At 68.7% G+C, this 16,724-nt stretch carries 15 protein-coding genes and 2 tRNA genes; 5 read left to right on the top strand and 12 right to left on the bottom strand.

Annotated elements, in window-relative coordinates:
• Positions 1–16 precede the first annotated feature (16 nt).
• Together SACGLDRAFT_RS04695 and pdxR are read right to left on the bottom strand one after the other, a co-directional pair.
• A complete protein-coding gene (locus tag SACGLDRAFT_RS04695; protein WP_005462212.1) occupies positions 17–1,114 on the bottom strand; it encodes a D-alanine--D-alanine ligase family protein in 1,098 nt (365 codons plus the stop codon).
• Between the two features lie 11 nt (positions 1,115–1,125).
• Positions 1,126–2,532: a MocR-like pyridoxine biosynthesis transcription factor PdxR gene (pdxR, locus tag SACGLDRAFT_RS04690; protein WP_051036173.1), complete on the bottom strand. Its 1,407-nt coding sequence runs from the start codon at positions 2,530–2,532 to the stop codon at positions 1,126–1,128.
• 61 nt (positions 2,533–2,593) lie between these two features.
• Between pdxR and SACGLDRAFT_RS04685 the strand changes: the two genes are divergently transcribed.
• Entirely contained in the window at positions 2,594–3,301 is a 708-nt protein-coding gene (locus SACGLDRAFT_RS04685; RefSeq protein WP_005462210.1) for a pyridoxamine 5'-phosphate oxidase family protein, read from the top strand.
• Here SACGLDRAFT_RS04685 and SACGLDRAFT_RS04680 read toward each other — a convergent pair.
• The 3 genes from SACGLDRAFT_RS04680 to SACGLDRAFT_RS04670 form a co-directional block, all read right to left on the bottom strand.
• On the bottom strand, positions 3,211–3,717 hold the full coding sequence (locus SACGLDRAFT_RS04680; protein WP_005462209.1) for a cysteine dioxygenase: 507 nt from the start codon (positions 3,715–3,717) through the stop codon (positions 3,211–3,213). The genes SACGLDRAFT_RS04685 and SACGLDRAFT_RS04680 overlap by 91 nt on opposite strands.
• Positions 3,718–3,984: 267 nt before the next feature.
• Positions 3,985–4,995, bottom strand: a complete 1,011-nt coding sequence (locus SACGLDRAFT_RS04675) for an NAD(P)H-dependent glycerol-3-phosphate dehydrogenase (protein ID WP_005462208.1) — start codon at positions 4,993–4,995, stop codon at positions 3,985–3,987.
• Positions 4,996–4,997: 2 nt separating this feature from the next.
• Positions 4,998–5,717, bottom strand: coding sequence for a lysophospholipid acyltransferase family protein (locus SACGLDRAFT_RS04670; protein WP_005462207.1), 720 nt, complete (start codon positions 5,715–5,717; stop codon positions 4,998–5,000).
• 141 nt (positions 5,718–5,858) lie between these two features.
• Between SACGLDRAFT_RS04670 and cofC the strand changes: the two genes are divergently transcribed.
• From cofC to SACGLDRAFT_RS04655, 3 genes are all read left to right on the top strand, one after another.
• The gene (cofC, locus tag SACGLDRAFT_RS04665; protein ID WP_005462206.1) at positions 5,859–6,530 is read left to right on the top strand and encodes a 2-phospho-L-lactate guanylyltransferase; all 672 of its coding nucleotides are present in this window, start codon (positions 5,859–5,861) and stop codon (positions 6,528–6,530) included.
• 64 nt (positions 6,531–6,594) lie between these two features.
• The gene (locus SACGLDRAFT_RS04660) at positions 6,595–8,862 is read left to right on the top strand and encodes an RNA degradosome polyphosphate kinase (protein WP_005462204.1); all 2,268 of its coding nucleotides are present in this window, start codon (positions 6,595–6,597) and stop codon (positions 8,860–8,862) included.
• Complete coding sequence (locus SACGLDRAFT_RS04655) at positions 8,859–9,776, top strand: NUDIX hydrolase (RefSeq protein WP_005462203.1); 918 nt, start codon at positions 8,859–8,861, stop codon at positions 9,774–9,776. The genes SACGLDRAFT_RS04660 and SACGLDRAFT_RS04655 overlap by 4 nt, the downstream gene beginning before the upstream one ends.
• Positions 9,777–9,857: 81 nt before the next feature.
• On the opposite strand, the gene SACGLDRAFT_RS04650 is transcribed toward SACGLDRAFT_RS04655, so the two are convergent.
• From SACGLDRAFT_RS04650 to leuC, 3 genes are all read right to left on the bottom strand, one after another.
• Positions 9,858–10,712, bottom strand: a complete 855-nt coding sequence (locus SACGLDRAFT_RS04650; RefSeq protein WP_005462202.1) for an HU family DNA-binding protein — start codon at positions 10,710–10,712, stop codon at positions 9,858–9,860.
• A gap of 248 nt (positions 10,713–10,960) precedes the next feature.
• Positions 10,961–11,554 carry a 3-isopropylmalate dehydratase small subunit gene (leuD, locus tag SACGLDRAFT_RS04645; RefSeq protein ID WP_005462201.1) on the bottom strand — a complete coding sequence of 198 codons (594 nt, stop codon included), beginning with the start codon at positions 11,552–11,554 and terminating at the stop codon, positions 10,961–10,963.
• A gap of 37 nt (positions 11,555–11,591) precedes the next feature.
• Positions 11,592–13,007: a 3-isopropylmalate dehydratase large subunit gene (gene leuC / locus SACGLDRAFT_RS04640; protein ID WP_005462200.1), complete on the bottom strand. Its 1,416-nt coding sequence runs from the start codon at positions 13,005–13,007 to the stop codon at positions 11,592–11,594.
• Positions 13,008–13,101: 94 nt separating this feature from the next.
• On the opposite strand from leuC, the gene SACGLDRAFT_RS04635 reads away from it, so the two are divergent.
• Positions 13,102–13,839, top strand: coding sequence for an IclR family transcriptional regulator (locus SACGLDRAFT_RS04635; protein ID WP_005462199.1), 738 nt, complete (start codon positions 13,102–13,104; stop codon positions 13,837–13,839).
• Positions 13,840–14,016: 177 nt separating this feature from the next.
• Here SACGLDRAFT_RS04635 and SACGLDRAFT_RS04630 read toward each other — a convergent pair.
• From SACGLDRAFT_RS04630 to gltX, 4 genes are all read right to left on the bottom strand, one after another.
• Positions 14,017–14,089 (bottom strand) — tRNA-Glu (locus tag SACGLDRAFT_RS04630).
• Between the two features lie 51 nt (positions 14,090–14,140).
• Positions 14,141–14,212 (bottom strand) — tRNA-Gln (locus SACGLDRAFT_RS04625).
• A gap of 93 nt (positions 14,213–14,305) precedes the next feature.
• Entirely contained in the window at positions 14,306–15,001 is a 696-nt protein-coding gene (locus SACGLDRAFT_RS04620) for an HAD family hydrolase (RefSeq protein ID WP_005462198.1), read from the bottom strand.
• 177 nt (positions 15,002–15,178) lie between these two features.
• Positions 15,179–16,660 (bottom strand): glutamate--tRNA ligase, encoded by a 1,482-nt coding sequence (gltX, locus tag SACGLDRAFT_RS04615; protein WP_005462197.1) that lies wholly within the window; start codon positions 16,658–16,660, stop codon positions 15,179–15,181.
• Between the last annotated feature and the right edge of the window lie 64 nt (positions 16,661–16,724).

Genomic DNA, 16,724 nt, shown 5'->3' with positions numbered 1-16,724 from the left:
TCGACCGCGTCGGCGCTCAGCGCAGTCCCGTTCCGCGAGCGATCGCGGTCTCGATGAGCGTGGTCAGCAGCGTCGAGTAGTCGATGCCGGTGACCTCCCACATCTTCGGGTAGGCCGACGTGGCCGTGAAGCCGGGCATCGTGTTGACCTCGTTGACGGTCAACGTGCCGTCCTCGCCCACGAAGAAGTCCACCCTGGCGAGCCCTTGGCAGTCGAGCGCGCCGAACGCGCGCACGGCGGCCTCACGCAGGCGTTCGGTGACCGTGTCGTCGAGCTTCGCGGGAATGTCGAGTTCGGCGTCCTCGCCGAGGTACTTGGTCTCGAAGTCGTACCAGGCGTCCTCCTCGTCCGACAGCACCCGGATCTCCGCGGGCAACGAGGCCTCGACCCGACCGTCGGGGAACTCCAGCACACCGCACTCGACCTCGCGACCGGGGGTCTCGGCCTCCACGAGCACCTTGGGGTCCGTCTCACGGGCGAGCGCGATGGCCTCGTCCAGTTGCGACCAGTCGGTGACCCGCGAGATGCCGATGGACGAGCCCGCGCGGGCGGGCTTGACGAAGACGGGAAGACCGAGCCGTTCCCGTTCCTCGGCGGGCAGCGTCCGCTGTCCCCGCCGGACGACGGCGTAGCGGCCGACCTCCAGCCCCTCGGCCGCGAGCAGCTTCTTGGCGTACTCCTTGTCCATCGCCGCCGCGCTGGCGAACACGCCCGCCCCGACGTACGGCAGATCGGCCAGCTCCAGCAGCCCTTGGATGGTGCCGTCCTCACCGAAAGCCCCGTGCAGTACGGGGAACACCACGTCCACCGCGGACAACACCTCGGCGTGCTGGCCCGGTTCGAGACTCAGAAGACCGCCCGTCGTGGGGTCTCCGGCCAGCACCAGGGCCGCTCCGTCCTCGACGGCGGGCAGTTGCCTGCCCCGAATGCGCAGCGTCTCGTAGTCGGTCGTACCGAGCACCCACGCACCGGTGCGTGTGACACCGACGGGCACGACCTCGAACCGGTCTTGGTCGAGGTTCGCCAGGATGCTGCCCGCCGACACACAGGAGATGGTGTGTTCGGTGCTTCGACCGCCGAAGACGACGGCCACTCGGGTCTTGCGGCTACTCATGGGCGAAAACCCTACCTTCGGGTTAGTCGGAGCACGTCGACGAGCACCCCGAGCACGTCCTGCAACGTCTCACGCGAGCATCCCGCGTATCCGACGGCGATGCCCGCGCTGGTGGGAATGCCCGCGAAGTGCCGGGCCAATCCGTCGAGCAGCAATCCACGTTCCCGTGCGAGCGCCAGTCGTCGTCGTTCCTCGTCCGCGGACTCCAGCGGCACCACGAGATGAGCACCCGCGTCGTCACCGAGCACGGGTACGTCCGCCTCCCGCAACGCGGTGACGAGCCCGGAACGGCGTTCCGACAGTTCCCTGCGCAGTCTGCGCAAATGCCGTCCGAGGTCGCCGTGCCGGGCGAGTTCCACGAACACCTGCTGCCCCGCCGGCGAGGCTCGGGTCCCCGCGTCCTCCCGGTAGGCGAGCACCGCGGCGGTGACACCGGGGGGCGCCACCATCCACCCCACGCCGAGGGTGGGGGTGAGGATCTTGCTGGTGGTGCCGAGGTGGACGACGACGTCGGGCGCGAGCGCGGCCAGCAGCGGCAGCGGTGCGACGTCGTAGCGCAGTTCGCCGTCGTAGTCGTCCTCGACGACGAGAAAGCCGTCGGTGCGGGCGCGGTCCACGAGTTCGACCCTGCGGGCGGCGCTCAAACGGCCCCCGAGCGGATATTGGTGGGCCGGTGAACAGTAGACGACACGCACGCCGTCGGGGATCGTGTCCGGTCGCAGCCCCTCCGAATCGACCTCCACGGGCACCACCCGAACACCCGCGCGCCGGAACGCCTCCACGGCCCGCTGATAACCGGGCTCCTCCACCGCGACCAGGTCACCGGGACGCAGCAGGGCCGCGGCGAGTTCGACGACGGCGGCGGTGGTGCCCGCCGTGGCGAGCACAGAGTTCGGCGCCACGTCGAGCCCCCGATGCCGCAGCAGGTGCTCGGCGATGGCGGCCCGGTAGGCGACGAGTCCGGCGCGTTCGGCCACCGCCGACGGCGGGGTGTCCGCCGCCGCGCGCCAGGCCCGCCGCCACGCGGCTCGGTCGATGCCCTCGGCCCACGGCATTCCCGGCAGCAGGGCCACGAGGTCCGGCGACGACACGTGGTCGGGACCCATGACCACGGGACGACGGGACACCGGCGCGGGCGGCGACGTGGTGACGTAGGTGCCGGACCCGTGCCTGCCCACGATCCACCCCTCGGCGTGCAGTTGCTCGTACGCCGCCGAGGTGACGGTCCTGCTGACGCCGAGACTGGCCGCCAGCGCCCGAGTGGACGGCAGGCGGTCACCGCCCCTGAGGTGTCCGCCGGAAGCGGCCTCGCGCAACGCGTCGGCGAGCTGGACCGCCAGGGGCACCCCCGAATCGCGGTCGAGCGTCACCGGCAGGGCGGTCTCACCGTGCCCCACGAGACCTCCCCTAAGTGGCATCTCGAAGCAATGAAACAGTGGCTATTCCATCATGCCACTGGCTCGTCGAACGATGAGGTGCATGACAGCTTCGTCCCCTCGGCCGCCGTTGTTCCCCACCCCTCGCACCACACCGACCCGCAAGCCCCAGCGGTACACCAACGACCGGGAGGCGCTGTACGACATCCTGGACTCGGCGCTGTACTGCCACGTCGGGCTCGTCCTGAACGGCTCACCCGTCGTCCTGCCGACCGCCCACGGCAGGGACGGCGACGCGCTCTACCTGCACGGGTCCACCGGCTCGGGAAACCTGCGCGCCGCCGCGGCGGGCACCGACCTCTGCGTCACCGCCTCGCTCCTCGACGGCATCGTCTACGCGCGCTCGCTGAACAACCACTCGATGAACTACCGCAGCGCGGTGGTCCACGGCCGCGCCGTGCCCGTGACCGACGAGGAGCGGAAGACCCACGCCCTGCGTGTGCTCAGCGAGCACCTCGCTCCCGGCTCGTGGAACTACGCCCGCGTCCCCGACCGCAAGGAGCTGGCCGCCACGCAGGTCCTCGCGCTCGACCTCGCCGAGGCGTCGGTGAAGACGCGCACCGGAGGCCCCTCGCTCGACGTCGCCGACCGCGACGCCCACACCACGTGGGCGGGAGTTCTCCCCATGCGCACCGTCTTCGGCGCTCCCGTCCCGGCGGACTACGTGCCGGAAGGGATCACCGTCCCCGAGCACGTCTCCGCACGGGCCTCCGGACCGGCCACCGGCCGCACGGTGCGGCCACCGTCCTGATAGACGTGCACGCTGATCGCCGGGTCGGGGCCCGGATTGGACACCCGGTGGGAGTAACCCGGACCGAAGACCCGCGACTGCCCCGCCGCCACCACGTGCCGTTCGGGCTCGCTCGATGAGGTACCGGGGTCTCGGTACACCTCCTCGACGAGCCGCCCGCTCACCACGGTCCACGCCCCCGTGGTGGCACCGTGGTCGTGGACTCCGGTGTGCTGGCCGGGCAGCCAGCTCAGCAGCCACACCTCGTGGCCGCCGACAGTGTCCACCAGCACGGCGAACCGCTCGTCGGGGTCGTAGCGAAGGAGGTTGCGCCAGCGACTTCGGTCCGCGGCGAACTCCAACGCCGTACGCACCGGGTGGCGAGTCAGCAGGTCGGAGGGCGGGAGCGCGATCGTGTTCTCGGGTACGGCGAACATGCGGGAAACCTCGTAAAGACGTGAAAAAGCCGGGGAAAGGGGACGGTCGGGTCGGAACGGTTCGCGCCCGAAGCGCCTCGTCTCAGGCGCGGCGCGGGATCACCGGCGACAACAGCGACAGCCCACAAGGGTGCGCACTACTCGACCACACCGCAGCGCGGGGTCCGACGCACCGAAGACCGACATGCCCCAAGGCAAACAGACAGGGGCGTGCGCGTCAAACGAAGGACCGGCCTTCGGACCGATTTGACAACGAGCGCGAACGCGCTACGACCACTCGGGCTTCTGCCGACGGCCCAGCAGCTCCGCGCCCACCGTGGCCGGCTCGACACCTTCGTGGCAGACGCGGTACATCGCGTCCGTGATGGGCATGTCCACGCCGAGCCGGTTGGCCAATTCGCGGATCGAACGGCAGGAACTCACGCCCTCGGCCACCTGACCGCCCTGAGCGGCCCTGGCTGCCTCCATCGTCTCGCCGCGTCCGATGCGCTCGCCGAACGTCCGATTGCGCGACAGCGGGGAGGAGCACGTCGCCACGAGGTCGCCGACACCGGCGAGACCGGCGAACGTGAGCGGGTCCGCGCCGAGCGCCGAGCCGAGGCGAGCCGTCTCGGCGAGCCCACGGGTGATCAGGGTCGCCACCGTGTTGGCGCCGAATCCCAGCCCCACGGCCATGCCGCAGCTCAGCGCGATCACGTTTTTGCACGCCCCGCCCAGCTCACAGCCCACGACATCGGTGTTGGTGTACGGGCGGAAGTACGAGTTGAAGCTGGCTTCCTGGATCGCCACGGCGCGATCGTGGTCGGCGCACGCCAGCACCGCCGCGGCGGGCTGCCGCTGCGCGATCTCCTTGGCGAGGTTGGGACCGGAGACCACCACCACGTCGCCCGGCCTCACCCCCGTGACGTCGGAGACGACCTCGCTCATGCGCTTGAGGGTGCCGAGCTCCACCCCCTTGGCGAGGTTGACGAGGATCGCGTCGGAGGGCAGCAGGTCGCGCCACGCGGTGAGGTTCTCGCGCAGGCTCTGGCTCGGCACGGCCAGCACCACCGCCTCCGCGCCGGCCAACGCGACCGCGGGATCGGCGGTCGCCGTGATGCGGTCGGGAAGCTCGACACCGGGCAGGTACGACGAGTTGGTGTGACGGGTACGGATCTCCTCGGCGACCTCGGTCCTCCGAGCCCAGATCGTCACGTCGCGCCCGGCGTCCGCGAGGACTTTCGCGAACGTCGTACCCCACGAGCCCGCCCCCAGCACGGCCACACGCTGCACCGCCATCGTCAGTCGCGCCTCTCCGTACCGGTCGACTCCGTACCGGTCGACGAAGGGGGCTGCTCGCCCCGGATCTCGACGAGCTGTTCCAGCACTCGATCCATGATCAGTTCGGTGACCTCACGCAACAGTGCCTGGGTGCGTTCCTTCTCGCGGTACGCCGACAGGTCGATGGGCTCACCGACGGAATGCACCACGGTCTTGCGGGGGAACGGGCGGAACTTCTTCGTGTAACCGTTCCAAATCTGCTGCGTACCCCACCGAGCGATGGGGAGCACCGGCACGTCGTTGTCGAGCGCGAGCCTCGCCACCCCCGTGTAGGCACGCTTCGGCCAGCCCTGCGGGTCCTTCGTGATCGTCCCCTCGGGATAGATGACCACCACCTTGCCCTCGCGCAGGGTCTGGTGCGCCGCCCGCAGGCTGTCGCCCGCGTCGCTGGAGCCGCGGTACACGGGGATGCCGCCCGAACCGGCGATGATCTTGCCGAAGATCGGCAGCCGGAACAGGCTGTCCTTGGCCATGAACCGTGGCACCCGCTTGTTGCGGTGCACGAACACGGCGTCCACCGCGGGATCGAGGTGCGAGATGTGGTTCATCACGATCAGGACGGGACCGTTTCGCGGGATACGTTCGGCGTTGTGGTACACGCTCCGGCCCAGCCAGGTCAGCGGGTAGAACAGGGCCGCGGCCGCGCCGACCCAGAAACCACCCTTCTCGCGATCCGCCAAGGCTGTTCCTCCCAAGCTCTCCCCGAACCGTCCGGCGGGTGTCCCATCGGTCCCGTCGATCCTGCCACGAGCCGCCGCACGCCGACGGGAGGGGCGTCCACCACGGGCCGCCCCGTGTGTTTTTGAGGTAATGATGGTGGCGTGGCTGTCGATCTGATCGTGCCGTTGAAGAGGCCGAGCCTGGGCAAATCCCGGCTGCGCGGCGTGTTCGCGGACACGGACTGCGAATACTCCCATACCGACCTGGTACTCGCACTCGCGTTCGACACGCTGAGCGCGGCGACCGCCGCGGCCGGTGTCGGCCGGGTGCTGGTGGTCGGCTCCGATCCGGCGGCCCTGGACCGGCTGCGGGAACTGGACGTGGAGGTCGTGGACGAGCACGGCCTCGACGTCCCGTCCGACGACGACGGTCCCCACGACAGCCTGAACGCGGCGCTACGCGCCGGGGAGCGACTGCTGCGGGCCGACGACCCGAACGCCGTGATCGGCGCCCTTCAGGCCGATCTGCCCGCGCTGCGGCCACGCGAACTCACCGAGGCCATCTCCGAGGCGGACGGACAACGCGCGTTCGTCGCCGACCGGCACGGCACCGGAACCACGCTGTTGCTGGCACCGCCCGGCGAACGCCTGCGCCCCCGGTTCGGAACCGACTCGGCCTACGCGCACGCGCTCTCGGGCGCGAAGCCGCTGACGGCGGCCCTGCCGTCGCTGCGCAGTGACGTCGACACCCCCGAGGACCTCGACCACGCCCGCCTGCTGGGACTCGGCGATCGCACCCGGACGGTGCTCGACCGGACCTGCCTGCTGTCCTGAAGGTCCCGAGGAAACCTCCCACGGACTGTGACGCCCTTCTGCGAAAGCGTCATGACCTCCCCTTATGGGGGACAATGGCCGTGTGAACGACGAGACCCAGACCTCCGAGACCGGCGACTCGCGGCCCGGCGAGCGCGCGAGCCTCGACGACCCCGGACGTCGTCCCGCCGTCACCTCCCCGCCACCCCGAACCGGCGACCGACACCGGGACTTCGGCTCCGTGCCGTCCGCCCCGCCGGCCGCGACCCGCAGCGGCGGTTCCCCGAACGAATTACCCGACGACCGGTACTTCAACCGCGAACTCTCGTGGCAGGACTTCAACGCCCGAGTGCTCGCCCTCGCCGAGGACCCCTCGCAACCGCTGCTGGAACGCGCGAAGTTCCTCGCCATCTTCGCGTCCAATCTGGACGAGTTCTACATGGTCAGGGTCGCGGGCCTGAAGCGCCGCGAGCAGACGGGCCTCACCGTGCGCAGCGCCGACGGACTCACCCCCAGCGAGCAGCTCACCTACGTGGCCGCGCGCAACGCCGAGCTGGTCAAACGGCACGCGCAGGCCTTCGAGAACGGGGTACGCCCCGCGCTCGCCGAAGCGGGCATCCGCATCGTCGCCTGGTCGGACCTGGGTGAGGCCGACCGGGCCAGGCTGTCCGAGTACTTCACCCAGCAGATCTTTCCCGTCCTCACTCCCCTGGCCGTCGACCCCGCTCACCCCTTCCCCTACATCTCCGGGCTGTCGCTCAACCTCGCCGTCACCGTCCGCGACCCCAGTGACGGGACCGAGCGCTTCGCCAGGGTGAAGGTGCCCAACAACGTGCCCCGCCTCGTGCGCATCGAGCAGAGCCGGGACAGTCGCACCGCGACGTTCCTGCCGCTGGAGGAACTCATCGCCGCACACCTCGACGAGTTGTTCAGCGGCATGCAGGTGAGCGAGCACCACGTGTTCCGGGTCACCCGCAACGCCGACTTCGAGGTGGAGGAGGACCGCGACGAGGACCTGTTGCAGGCGCTCGAACGGGAGCTCGCGCAACGTCGATTCGGCCCTCCGGTGCGGCTGGAGGTCGCCCACGACATGAGCGAGCACGTGCTCGAACTCCTGCTGCGCGAATTGGAGGTCGACCCGCAGGACGTCGTGGAGGTCCCCGGTCTGCTCGACCTGAGCTGTTTGCACCAGCTCCACTCGCTGAACCGCAAGGAACTCAAGGACCCGCCGTTCGTCCCCGCCACCCACCCCGCGTTCGGGGAGCGCGAGACGCCCAAGAGCGTGTTCGCGACGCTGCGCGAGGGCGACGTGCTGGTGCACCACCCCTACCACTCGTTCTCCACGAGCGTGCAGCGGTTCATCGAGCAGGCCGCCGCCGACGACAAGGTGCTGGCCATCAAGCAAACGCTGTACCGCACGTCGGGCACGTCCGGCGAGTCCCCCATCGTGGACGCGTTGATCGAGGCCGCCGAACGCGGCAAACAGGTCGTGGCGCTGGTCGAGATCAAGGCCCGGTTCGACGAGCAGGCCAACATCACGTGGGCCCGCACGCTGGAACGCGCCGGGGTGCACGTGGTGTACGGACTCGTCGGCCTCAAGACGCACTGCAAGATCGCCCTGGTGGTGCGGCAGGAAGGCTCCACGATTCGTCGCTACTGCCACGTGGGCAGCGGGAACTACAACCCCAAGACCGCGCGACTGTACGAGGACCTCGGGCTGTTCACCGCCGACCCCGACGTCGGCGCCGACCTGACCGACCTGTTCAACGTCCTCACCGGCTACTCCCGCCAACAGACCTACCGCAACATCCTCACGTCCCCCAACGGCATCCGTCGCGGGCTGCTGAACTTCATCGAGAACGAGATCTCGCTCGCCAAGGCGGGCAAACCGGCCGGGGTGCGGATCAAGTGCAACTCGCTCGTCGACGAGCAAGTCATCGACGGGCTCTACCGCGCCTCCCAGGCCGGGGTCGACGTGGACGTGGTGGTGCGGGGCATCTGCTCGCTCAAGCCCGGTGTTCCGGGGTTGAGCGAGAACATCCGGGTGCGCTCGATCCTCGGACGTTTCCTCGAACACTCCCGCGTCTTCCACTTCCGGGGAGCCGGCACCCACTGGATCGGCAGCGCCGACATCATGCACCGCAACCTCGACCGTCGGATCGAGGCACTGGTGAGGGTGTCCGACCCACGCCTCACCGCGCAGCTCGACGCGCTGCTGGACTCCGCGTTGGACCCCATGACCCGGTGCTGGGTCCTACGCCCGAGTGGCGAATGGGTACCCTCTCCGACGGACAGCGGGCAGGTCCGCGACCACCAGATGGAAATGCTGCGCAGGCACGGAGCCACAGGGTGAACAAGATCGTGAAGGCCGCGGGGGCAGTGCTGTGGCGCAGTGGCCCCGCGGGCAACGAGATCGCGGTCGTGCACCGGCCGCACTACGACGACTGGTCACTGCCGAAAGGCAAACTCGACCCCGGAGAGACCGCTCCCGTCGCCGCCGTACGAGAGCTGACCGAGGAAACGGGCTACAACGCCGTTCTCGGAAGCTTTCTCACCACCGTCGAATACAGCGTGAACGGCTCGCCGAAAACTGTGGACTACTTCACGGCGAAGCCGGTTTCGGGGGAGTTCGCTCCGAATGAGGAAGTGGACGAGCTCCGGTGGTTGCCGGTACCCGAAGCGCGGTCGCTGCTCACTTACGAAGGCGACCGCGACGTGTGCTCGCGGGCCGAGAAACTCCTGATCGACACCGCCACCGTGCTGCTGGTCCGCCACGCGAAGGCGGGTAACCGGGACGACTGGTCGGGCGACGACGACCTGCGTCCGCTCTCGGACTCGGGGCGACGGCAGGCCTCGGCGCTACGACCACTGCTCCACGCGTTTCACCCCGAAGTCGTGTACTCGGCGCCACGCCTGCGTTGTGTGCAGACGGTACGCGGTGTGGCGGAGGACCTCGGCGACGACGTGCGGCTCGACCCGATGCTGTCGGAGGAGTCGTACCGGAAGGACCCCGAGGCCGGGGTCCAGTCACTGCTGTCCATCGCGGGCTCGCATCGCACCGCGGTCGTGTGCAGCCAAGGCGGTGTCATCCCCGGCCTGCTGGACGCTCTGGCGCGACGGGACGAGGTCACGCTGACCCGGAAACTCACCGGAGAGGTGCCCAGTAAGAAGGGCTCGGTGTGGGTTTTGTCCTTCGACACTCGGCGGGAGACGCCGCGGCTCGTGGCCGCGCACTACCTGCCCAGCGCGTTGCCCACACCGTCCTGACTTCCCACGGCAGGGCTCCCCGACCGCGAGCTCGGGAGCCCCGCCGAAAGAACCGGACGCCGCGGGGTGCGGCGTCCGGTTTTACTTCGCGCTCTTCCGCGTGGTCCTCTTCGCCGGCGACGTGGCGCGCGCCGTCGCCCGCGCGGTGGTCCGCGTCGTCGTCTTCGCGGCCGCCTTCGTGGTCTTGGCAGGCGCCTTCTTCGCCGTCGACCGCGTGGAGGTCTTGGCGGTGGTCTTCGGCGCCTTCGTGGTGCTGGTCTTCGTCGTGGACTTCGCCGGAGTCGTCTTGCTCGCCGACTTCGTCGTCTTCGCGGTGGTCTTCGGCTTGGTCGTCTTCGTGGCGGTAGACCGCGTGGAAGCCGACTTGGTGGTCGACTTGGCGGTGGTCTTCGGCGCCGTCTTGGTGGCGGTCGCCTTCGTCGTCCTCGTGGTGGTCTTCGGCGCCGTCTTGCTCGCCGTGCTCTTGGCGGTGCTCTTGGCCGTCGTCGCCTTGGTCGAACGAGCCGACGTGGCACGAGCCGTGGTACCCGTGGTGCTACGCGTGCGGCTCGTGGTGGTGCGTGTGGAAGTGGGGCGCGTGGCGGCCGTCCTCGACGAGGTCGAGGAGGTCCGCGAGGTGGAAGCCGTGCTGCGCTTGGTGGTTGCCTTCGGCAGCTTCTTGGCTCCGCTCACCACGTCCTTGAATGTCGTGCCCGCACGGAAGGCGGGAACATTGGTCTTCTTCACACGCACGGTCTCGCCGGTGCGCGGGTTCCTGGCGGTACGTGCGGCACGAGCACGCTTCTCGAACACACCGAAACCGGTGATGTTGACCTTCTCGCCCTTATGGACCGTACGGATGATGATGTCGACGAGGTTGTCGACAGCCTGCGCCGCGACCTTCTTGTCGCCCAAGCGCTCTGAGAGAGCTTCGATGAGTTGGGCCTTGTTGGCCATTCCAGTCCTCCAAGAAGAACTACGTGTTACCCGGCCACACCGGCCGACATGCGCACACGGTATTACCAACGCAGCACAAATTCCAAACGGCACGCGGATTTTTTCCTTATCGTGTGCGCCGTTACGCCTCCACGGGCCCTCCGGAGCCCGTTTCGCGTGCCGTTCGGTGTGATGAGGGACCGGTTCTCGCGACCGGGTACGAGCCCCGGATTCCCCTTGCGATGGCGGAGGAATCCGGGGCCGCAGTTCTACCTCGGAGTGGTGACGGGTTTGTGCGACGGACGCCGCTTCTCGAACGCCGTGATGTCGTCCGCGTGCCGCAGGGTCAGCGCGATGTCGTCGAGCCCCTCCAGCAACCGCCAACGCGTGTAGTCGTCGATGTCGAAACGGGTGACGAAGTCTTTTGCCCGCACCGTCTTCTCACGGAGGTCGACGGACACCTCGGTGCCGGGCTCGTTCTCCAGCAGCTTCCACAACTGCTCGACGTCCGCCTGCTCGCACTGCGCCGTGAGCAGCCCCTGCTTGCCCGAGTTGCCGCGGAAGATGTCGGCGAAGCGGGAGGAGATGACGACCCGGAAGCCGTAGTCCATCAGCGCCCACACCGCGTGCTCACGCGACGACCCGGTGCCGAAATCGGGGCCCGCCACGAGCACGGAGCCCCGGTTGTAGGGCTCGCGGTTCAGGATGAACTGCTCGTCGGACCGCCAGCCCGCGAACAAGCCGTCCTCGAAGCCGGTCCGGGACACGCGCTTGAGGTAGACGGCCGGGATGATCTGGTCAGTGTCCACGTTAGACCTGCGCAGGGGAACCCCGACGCCGGTGTGTGTGGTGAACGGTTCCATGACATGTGCTCCTCGTCGGTGGTTCGTGGCCGGGAAGTCAGTCGAGGTCCTCGGGCGAGGACAGGGTGCCCCGCACGGCGGTGGCGGCGGCCACGAGCGGCGACACCAGGTGGGTCCGGCCGCCCTTGCCCTGCCTGCCCTCGAAGTTGCGGTTGGAGGTCGAGGCGCTGCGCTCCCCCGGCTTGAGTTGGTCGGGGTTCATGCCCAGGCACATCGAGCAGCCCGCCGCTCGCCACTCGGCGCCCGCCTCGGTGAAGACCTCGTGCAGCCCCTCCGCCTCGGCGGCCTGCCGCACTCGCATCGAGCCGGGCACCACGAGCATGCGCACCCCGTCGGCCACCTTCCGGCCCCGCAGCACCTCGGCGGCGGCCCGCAGGTCCTCCAGGCGCCCGTTGGTGCACGACCCGAGGAAGACGGTGTCCACGGCGATGTCCCGCAGCGGGGTTCCGGGGGTCAGATCCATATAGGACAGGGCCTTCTCCGCGGCCAGACGCTCGTTCTCGTCGGCGATCTGCGCGGGGTCGGGCACCGACTCCGACAGCGGCAGACCCTGGCCGGGGTTCGTGCCCCAGGTGACGAAGGGGGTCAGTTCCGAGGCGTCCAGGTGGACCTCGGCATCGAACACGGCGTCGTCGTCGGTGCGCAGTTCACGCCACTCGGCGACGGCGGCGTCCCACTCTGCTCCCTTCGGGGCGTGCGGGCGGTCCTTCAGGTACGCGAAGGTCGTCTCGTCGGGCGCGATCATGCCCGCCCTGGCGCCCGCCTCGATGGACATGTTGCAGATGGTCATGCGCGCTTCCATCGACAGCGACTCGATGGCGCTGCCGCGGTACTCCAGCACGTAACCCTGGCCACCGCCGGTGCCGATCTTCGCGATCACGGCGAGGATGATGTCCTTGGCCGTGACCCCCGGACGCAGCTCCCCCTCCACGTTGATGGCCATCGTCTTGAAGGGACGCAGCGGCAGCGTCTGCGTGGCCAGCACGTGTTCCACCTCGGAGGTGCCGATTCCGAACGCCATCGCGCCGAAGGCACCGTGGGTCGAGGTGTGGCTGTCACCGCACACCACGGTCATGCCGGGCTGTGTGAGGCCGAGCTGCGGACCGATGACGTGGACGATGCCCTGTTCGTCGTCCCCCATCGGATGAAGCCGGATACCGAACTCCTCGCAGTTGCGCCGGAGCGTCTCCACCTGGGTCCGCGACACCGGGTCGGCGATCGGGAGTTCAATGCCCACGGTGGGCACGTTGTGGTCCTCGGTGGCGATCGTGAGGTCGGGGCGCCGCACCTTCCGACCCGCGAGCCGCAGCCCGTCGAAGGCCTGCGGGCTGGTGACCTCGTGAACGAGGTGCAGGTCGATGTAGAGCAGGTCCGGTTCGGCGCCGTCGCCTCGACGCACTATGTGTGCGTCCCACACCTTTTCCGCCAGGGTGCGGCCCCGCCGTTCGGTCATCAGGGCTCCTCCATTGAACGTGTCGCTCGGAAAGCGAGCGGACTCACTTCGTGAAACGTGGACTTCCCAAATCGCGAGATTGTAGTATCGCCTCGTGGGACAACCCGATGTTAGCAACAATGGGGCCGAACAGGTCCAGCAGAGCGGAATCGGCGTTCTGGACAAGGCCGTCTCCGTCTTGCGCGCAGTGGCGGAACAACCGTGCGGGCTGGCGGAGTTGTGTGCGCGAACGGGACTCCCCCGCGCGACGGCACACCGCCTCGCGGTGGGGTTGGAGGTACACCGCATGCTGCGGCGAGGCCCGGACGGCCGGTGGCGACCGGGGCCGGCGCTCGCGGAGCTGGGCGGCGGCACGGTGGATCCGCTGCTCGACGCGGCGAGCGTGGTGCTGCCGAAATTGCGGGACCTGACGGGCGAGAGCGTGCAGTTGTACCGCCGGGACGGCATCGTACGAGTGTGCGTCGCGGCGGCGGAACCGCCGAGTGGCCTGCGGGACACGGTGCCGGTCGGTGCCCGACTGCCGATGACGGCGGGGTCCGGCGCGAAGGTCTTGGTGGCGTGGGCGGACGCGCACACGCGCCAGGCGGTGTTGGCGGACGCCGTGTTCGGTGAGCGCACGTTGTTGGAGGTGCGTCGCCGCGGCTGGGCGCAGAGCGTCGCGGAGCGGGAACCCGGCGTGGCGAGCGTGTCGGCTCCGGTACGCGACAACGCGGGCAACGTGGTGGCGGCGGTGTCCGTGTCGGGCCCCGTGGACCGCATAGGACGTCGTCCGGGTGCGAAGTGGGCCGACGACCTTCTGCAGGCCGCCCAGGAGCTCCAGGAGCGTCTCTGACCGAGCGAGGGGCGCCGACGGCTCGTCCGGCGACGAGCACGCGACGAGCCGCGGCGCGTCCATGAAGTGCGAACACGCGTGCGGGAACTGAGGACACGCGTGCACAAGCTGCGGACACGCCGATGGACAAAGGAAAAGACCCTCTCCGGTACGATCACGGAGAGGGTCTTTTTCCAGTACCCCCGATGGGATTCGAACCCACGCTACCGGCGTGAGAGGCCGGCGTCCTAGGCCGCTAGACGACGGGGGCTTGTCGTTCTTTGCGAAGAGAATCTTACCAGACCGGTTTTTTCGCTTCGCGCTGGGGTACCAGGACTCGAACCTAGACTAACTGAACCAGAATCAGTCGTGCTGCCAATTACACCATACCCCATCGCAGCCCCTCACCGAATCTCTCCGGATCGGCGCCGCTGGAAAGAAATATAGAGCATGCCCCGAAACGGCCTCACACCGGGGGGTCCCTACTTCACCGCTGGACGGGGACGCCGAGCCGGGCAAACTCGGAAACCAGCAGCTCAGGGAGCTGGGAGAGGGTGCGCAGGACGTGCACGCCCGCCGGGACGTCGACGTCGTCGCGGCCGCGCCGGTCGAGCCACACCCCTCCGAGACCGGCGTCCCGCGCACCGACGGCGTCGGTGGTCAGTTTGTCGCCGACGTGCACGGCGCGAGCCGGATCACAGCCGACGGCGGAACAGACTTTGTGGAACATCACAGGATCGGGTTTGGCGACCCCCATTTCGCCTGCGATGGCGACGTGGTCGAAAAAACCCGCGAGCCCGAGGCGGGCGAGTTTGTCTCGCTGATGCCCGCCTGAGGCATTCGTCACAGCCGCCAATTTCACCCCGGCGGCCACAAGCCATTCCAAACAGGGCAGAACGTCGTCGAACAGCCGTAAGGAACGCCAGAGACGTTCCTTACGGCGCCGCTCGAACTCCCCTGCCTGGGCGGCGTCGACGGCCACACCGAGCTCGGCGAGGAACGCACGGGTGCGGGTGGTGTGCATGTCGGCGTACGCGAGGTCGCCCGCCACGACCCGAGCGACGTGATCGTCCGTGATCCGTTCCCACAGCGGCCACATGTCGGCTCTGCCGATCAGACTCTCCAGCGAGCTTCGACCCGCCGCCGTGAAGTCGATCAGTGTGTCGTCGATGTCCAGGCACACCAAACTCAGCTCGGGCGGTGTCCAAGGAGGAGCACCGTCGAGTTCCGAGACAGCGTGCGATGCGGAAGGAAAGCCAGGAGCGAAAGCCACCCCCGCGAGGCTAGGGGAGATTTCGCCTCACCAACTCTGCTGAGTAGGTGATAAACGAGCCTCCGTTTCGCCCAACGACCTCTACGCTCAGTGGTCTGCCAGCGCTCGACGCAACCGCCCGAGTGAAATCTCTCGGCCGAGCAGCTCCATCGACTCGTACAACGGCGGCGAGACAGTGCGCCCGGTCACAGCGACCCGCACGGGGGCGAACGCCTTGCGCGGCTTGAGCCCCAGCCCCTCCACGAGGGCCTCCTTCAACGCCGCCTCGATGGCGTCGGCACGCCAGTCGTCGAGCTTTTCGAGCGCCTCCACGGAGGCACGCAACACGGGCTCGGAGTCCGGGCCGAGGGCCTTGGCCGCGGCGGCTTCCTCCGGCGCGAACGCGTCCTCGTCGACGAAGAGGAAACGCACCAGGTTCGCGGCGTCCGACAGGACGGTGACACGTTCCTGCACGAGCGGCGCGATGGCGCGGAACTTCTCCAGCTGCTCCTCGCTGGGCTCCTCGGGCAGCACTCCCGCCGCGGTCAGGTACGGCACGGTGCGCCGGACGAACTCCTCGACGGGCAGCGCGCGCACGTGCGTGCCGTTGATGGCCTCGGCCTTCTTGGGGTCGAACCGCGCCGGGTTGGCGCTGACCTTGGTGATCTGGAACGCCTCCACGAGCTCCTCGACGGTGAAGACGTCCCGGTCGTCGGCGATCGACCAGCCCAGCAGGGCCAGGTAGTTGAGCAGACCCTCCCGGATGAAGCCCTGCTCACGGTAGTTGAACAGGTTCGACTTCGGGTCGCGTTTGGACAGCTTCTTGTTGCCCTCGCCCATCACGTAGGGCAGGTGCCCGAACTCCGGGGTGAAGTCGGTGAGGCCGATCCGTCGCAGCGCGGCGTACAGGGCGAGCTGACGCGGCGTCGAGGGCAGCAGGTCCTCTCCCCGCAGCACGTGGGTGATGCGCATGAGCGCGTCGTCGACCGGGTTGGTGAGCGTGTAGAGCGGCTTCCCGTTGGCCCGCACGAGCACGGGGTCGGGGATGGTGCCGGCCTTGAACGTGATCTCCCCGCGCACGAGGTCGTTCCACGTGAGGTCTTCGTCCGGCATCCGCAGCCGCAGCACGGGGGTACGCCCCTCCTCGCGGTAGCGCTGCTTCTGCTCCTCGGTGAGATCGCGGTCGAAGTTGTCGTAGCCCAGCTTCGGGTCCTGCCCCGCCTCACGGCGGCGCTGCTCGACTTCCTCGTTCGTGGAGAAGGCTTCGTACAGCTCCCCGGCTTCGAGCAGCTTCCGCGCGACCTCCGCGTAGATGTCGCCGCGCTCGCTCTGCCGGTACGGCCCGTACTCGCCGCCGACACCGGGACCCTCGTCCCAGTCCAGACCGAGCCAGCGCAGCGCCTCGATCAGCGCCTCGTAGGACTCCTCACTGTCGCGCGCGGCGTCGGTGTCCTCGATACGGAACACGAGAGAGCCGCCGTGGTGGCGGGCGAAAGCCCAGTTGAACAGCGCCGTTCGGATCAGCCCGACGTGCGGGGTACCGGTGGGCGACGGACAGAAGCGGGCACGTACAGCCTTCGTCTCACTCATAGCTCTGTCAGCGTATCTCCCTTGACGGGGGCCGCGAATTCGTGCATCGTAATTTTATTCAACA

The organism is Saccharomonospora glauca K62 (genome assembly GCF_000243395.2).
GTDB lineage: Bacteria > Actinomycetota > Actinomycetes > Mycobacteriales > Pseudonocardiaceae > Saccharomonospora > Saccharomonospora glauca.
The sequence above is the reverse complement of the archived record's forward strand: the minus strand, read 5'-3'. Positions and strand labels throughout refer to the sequence as shown.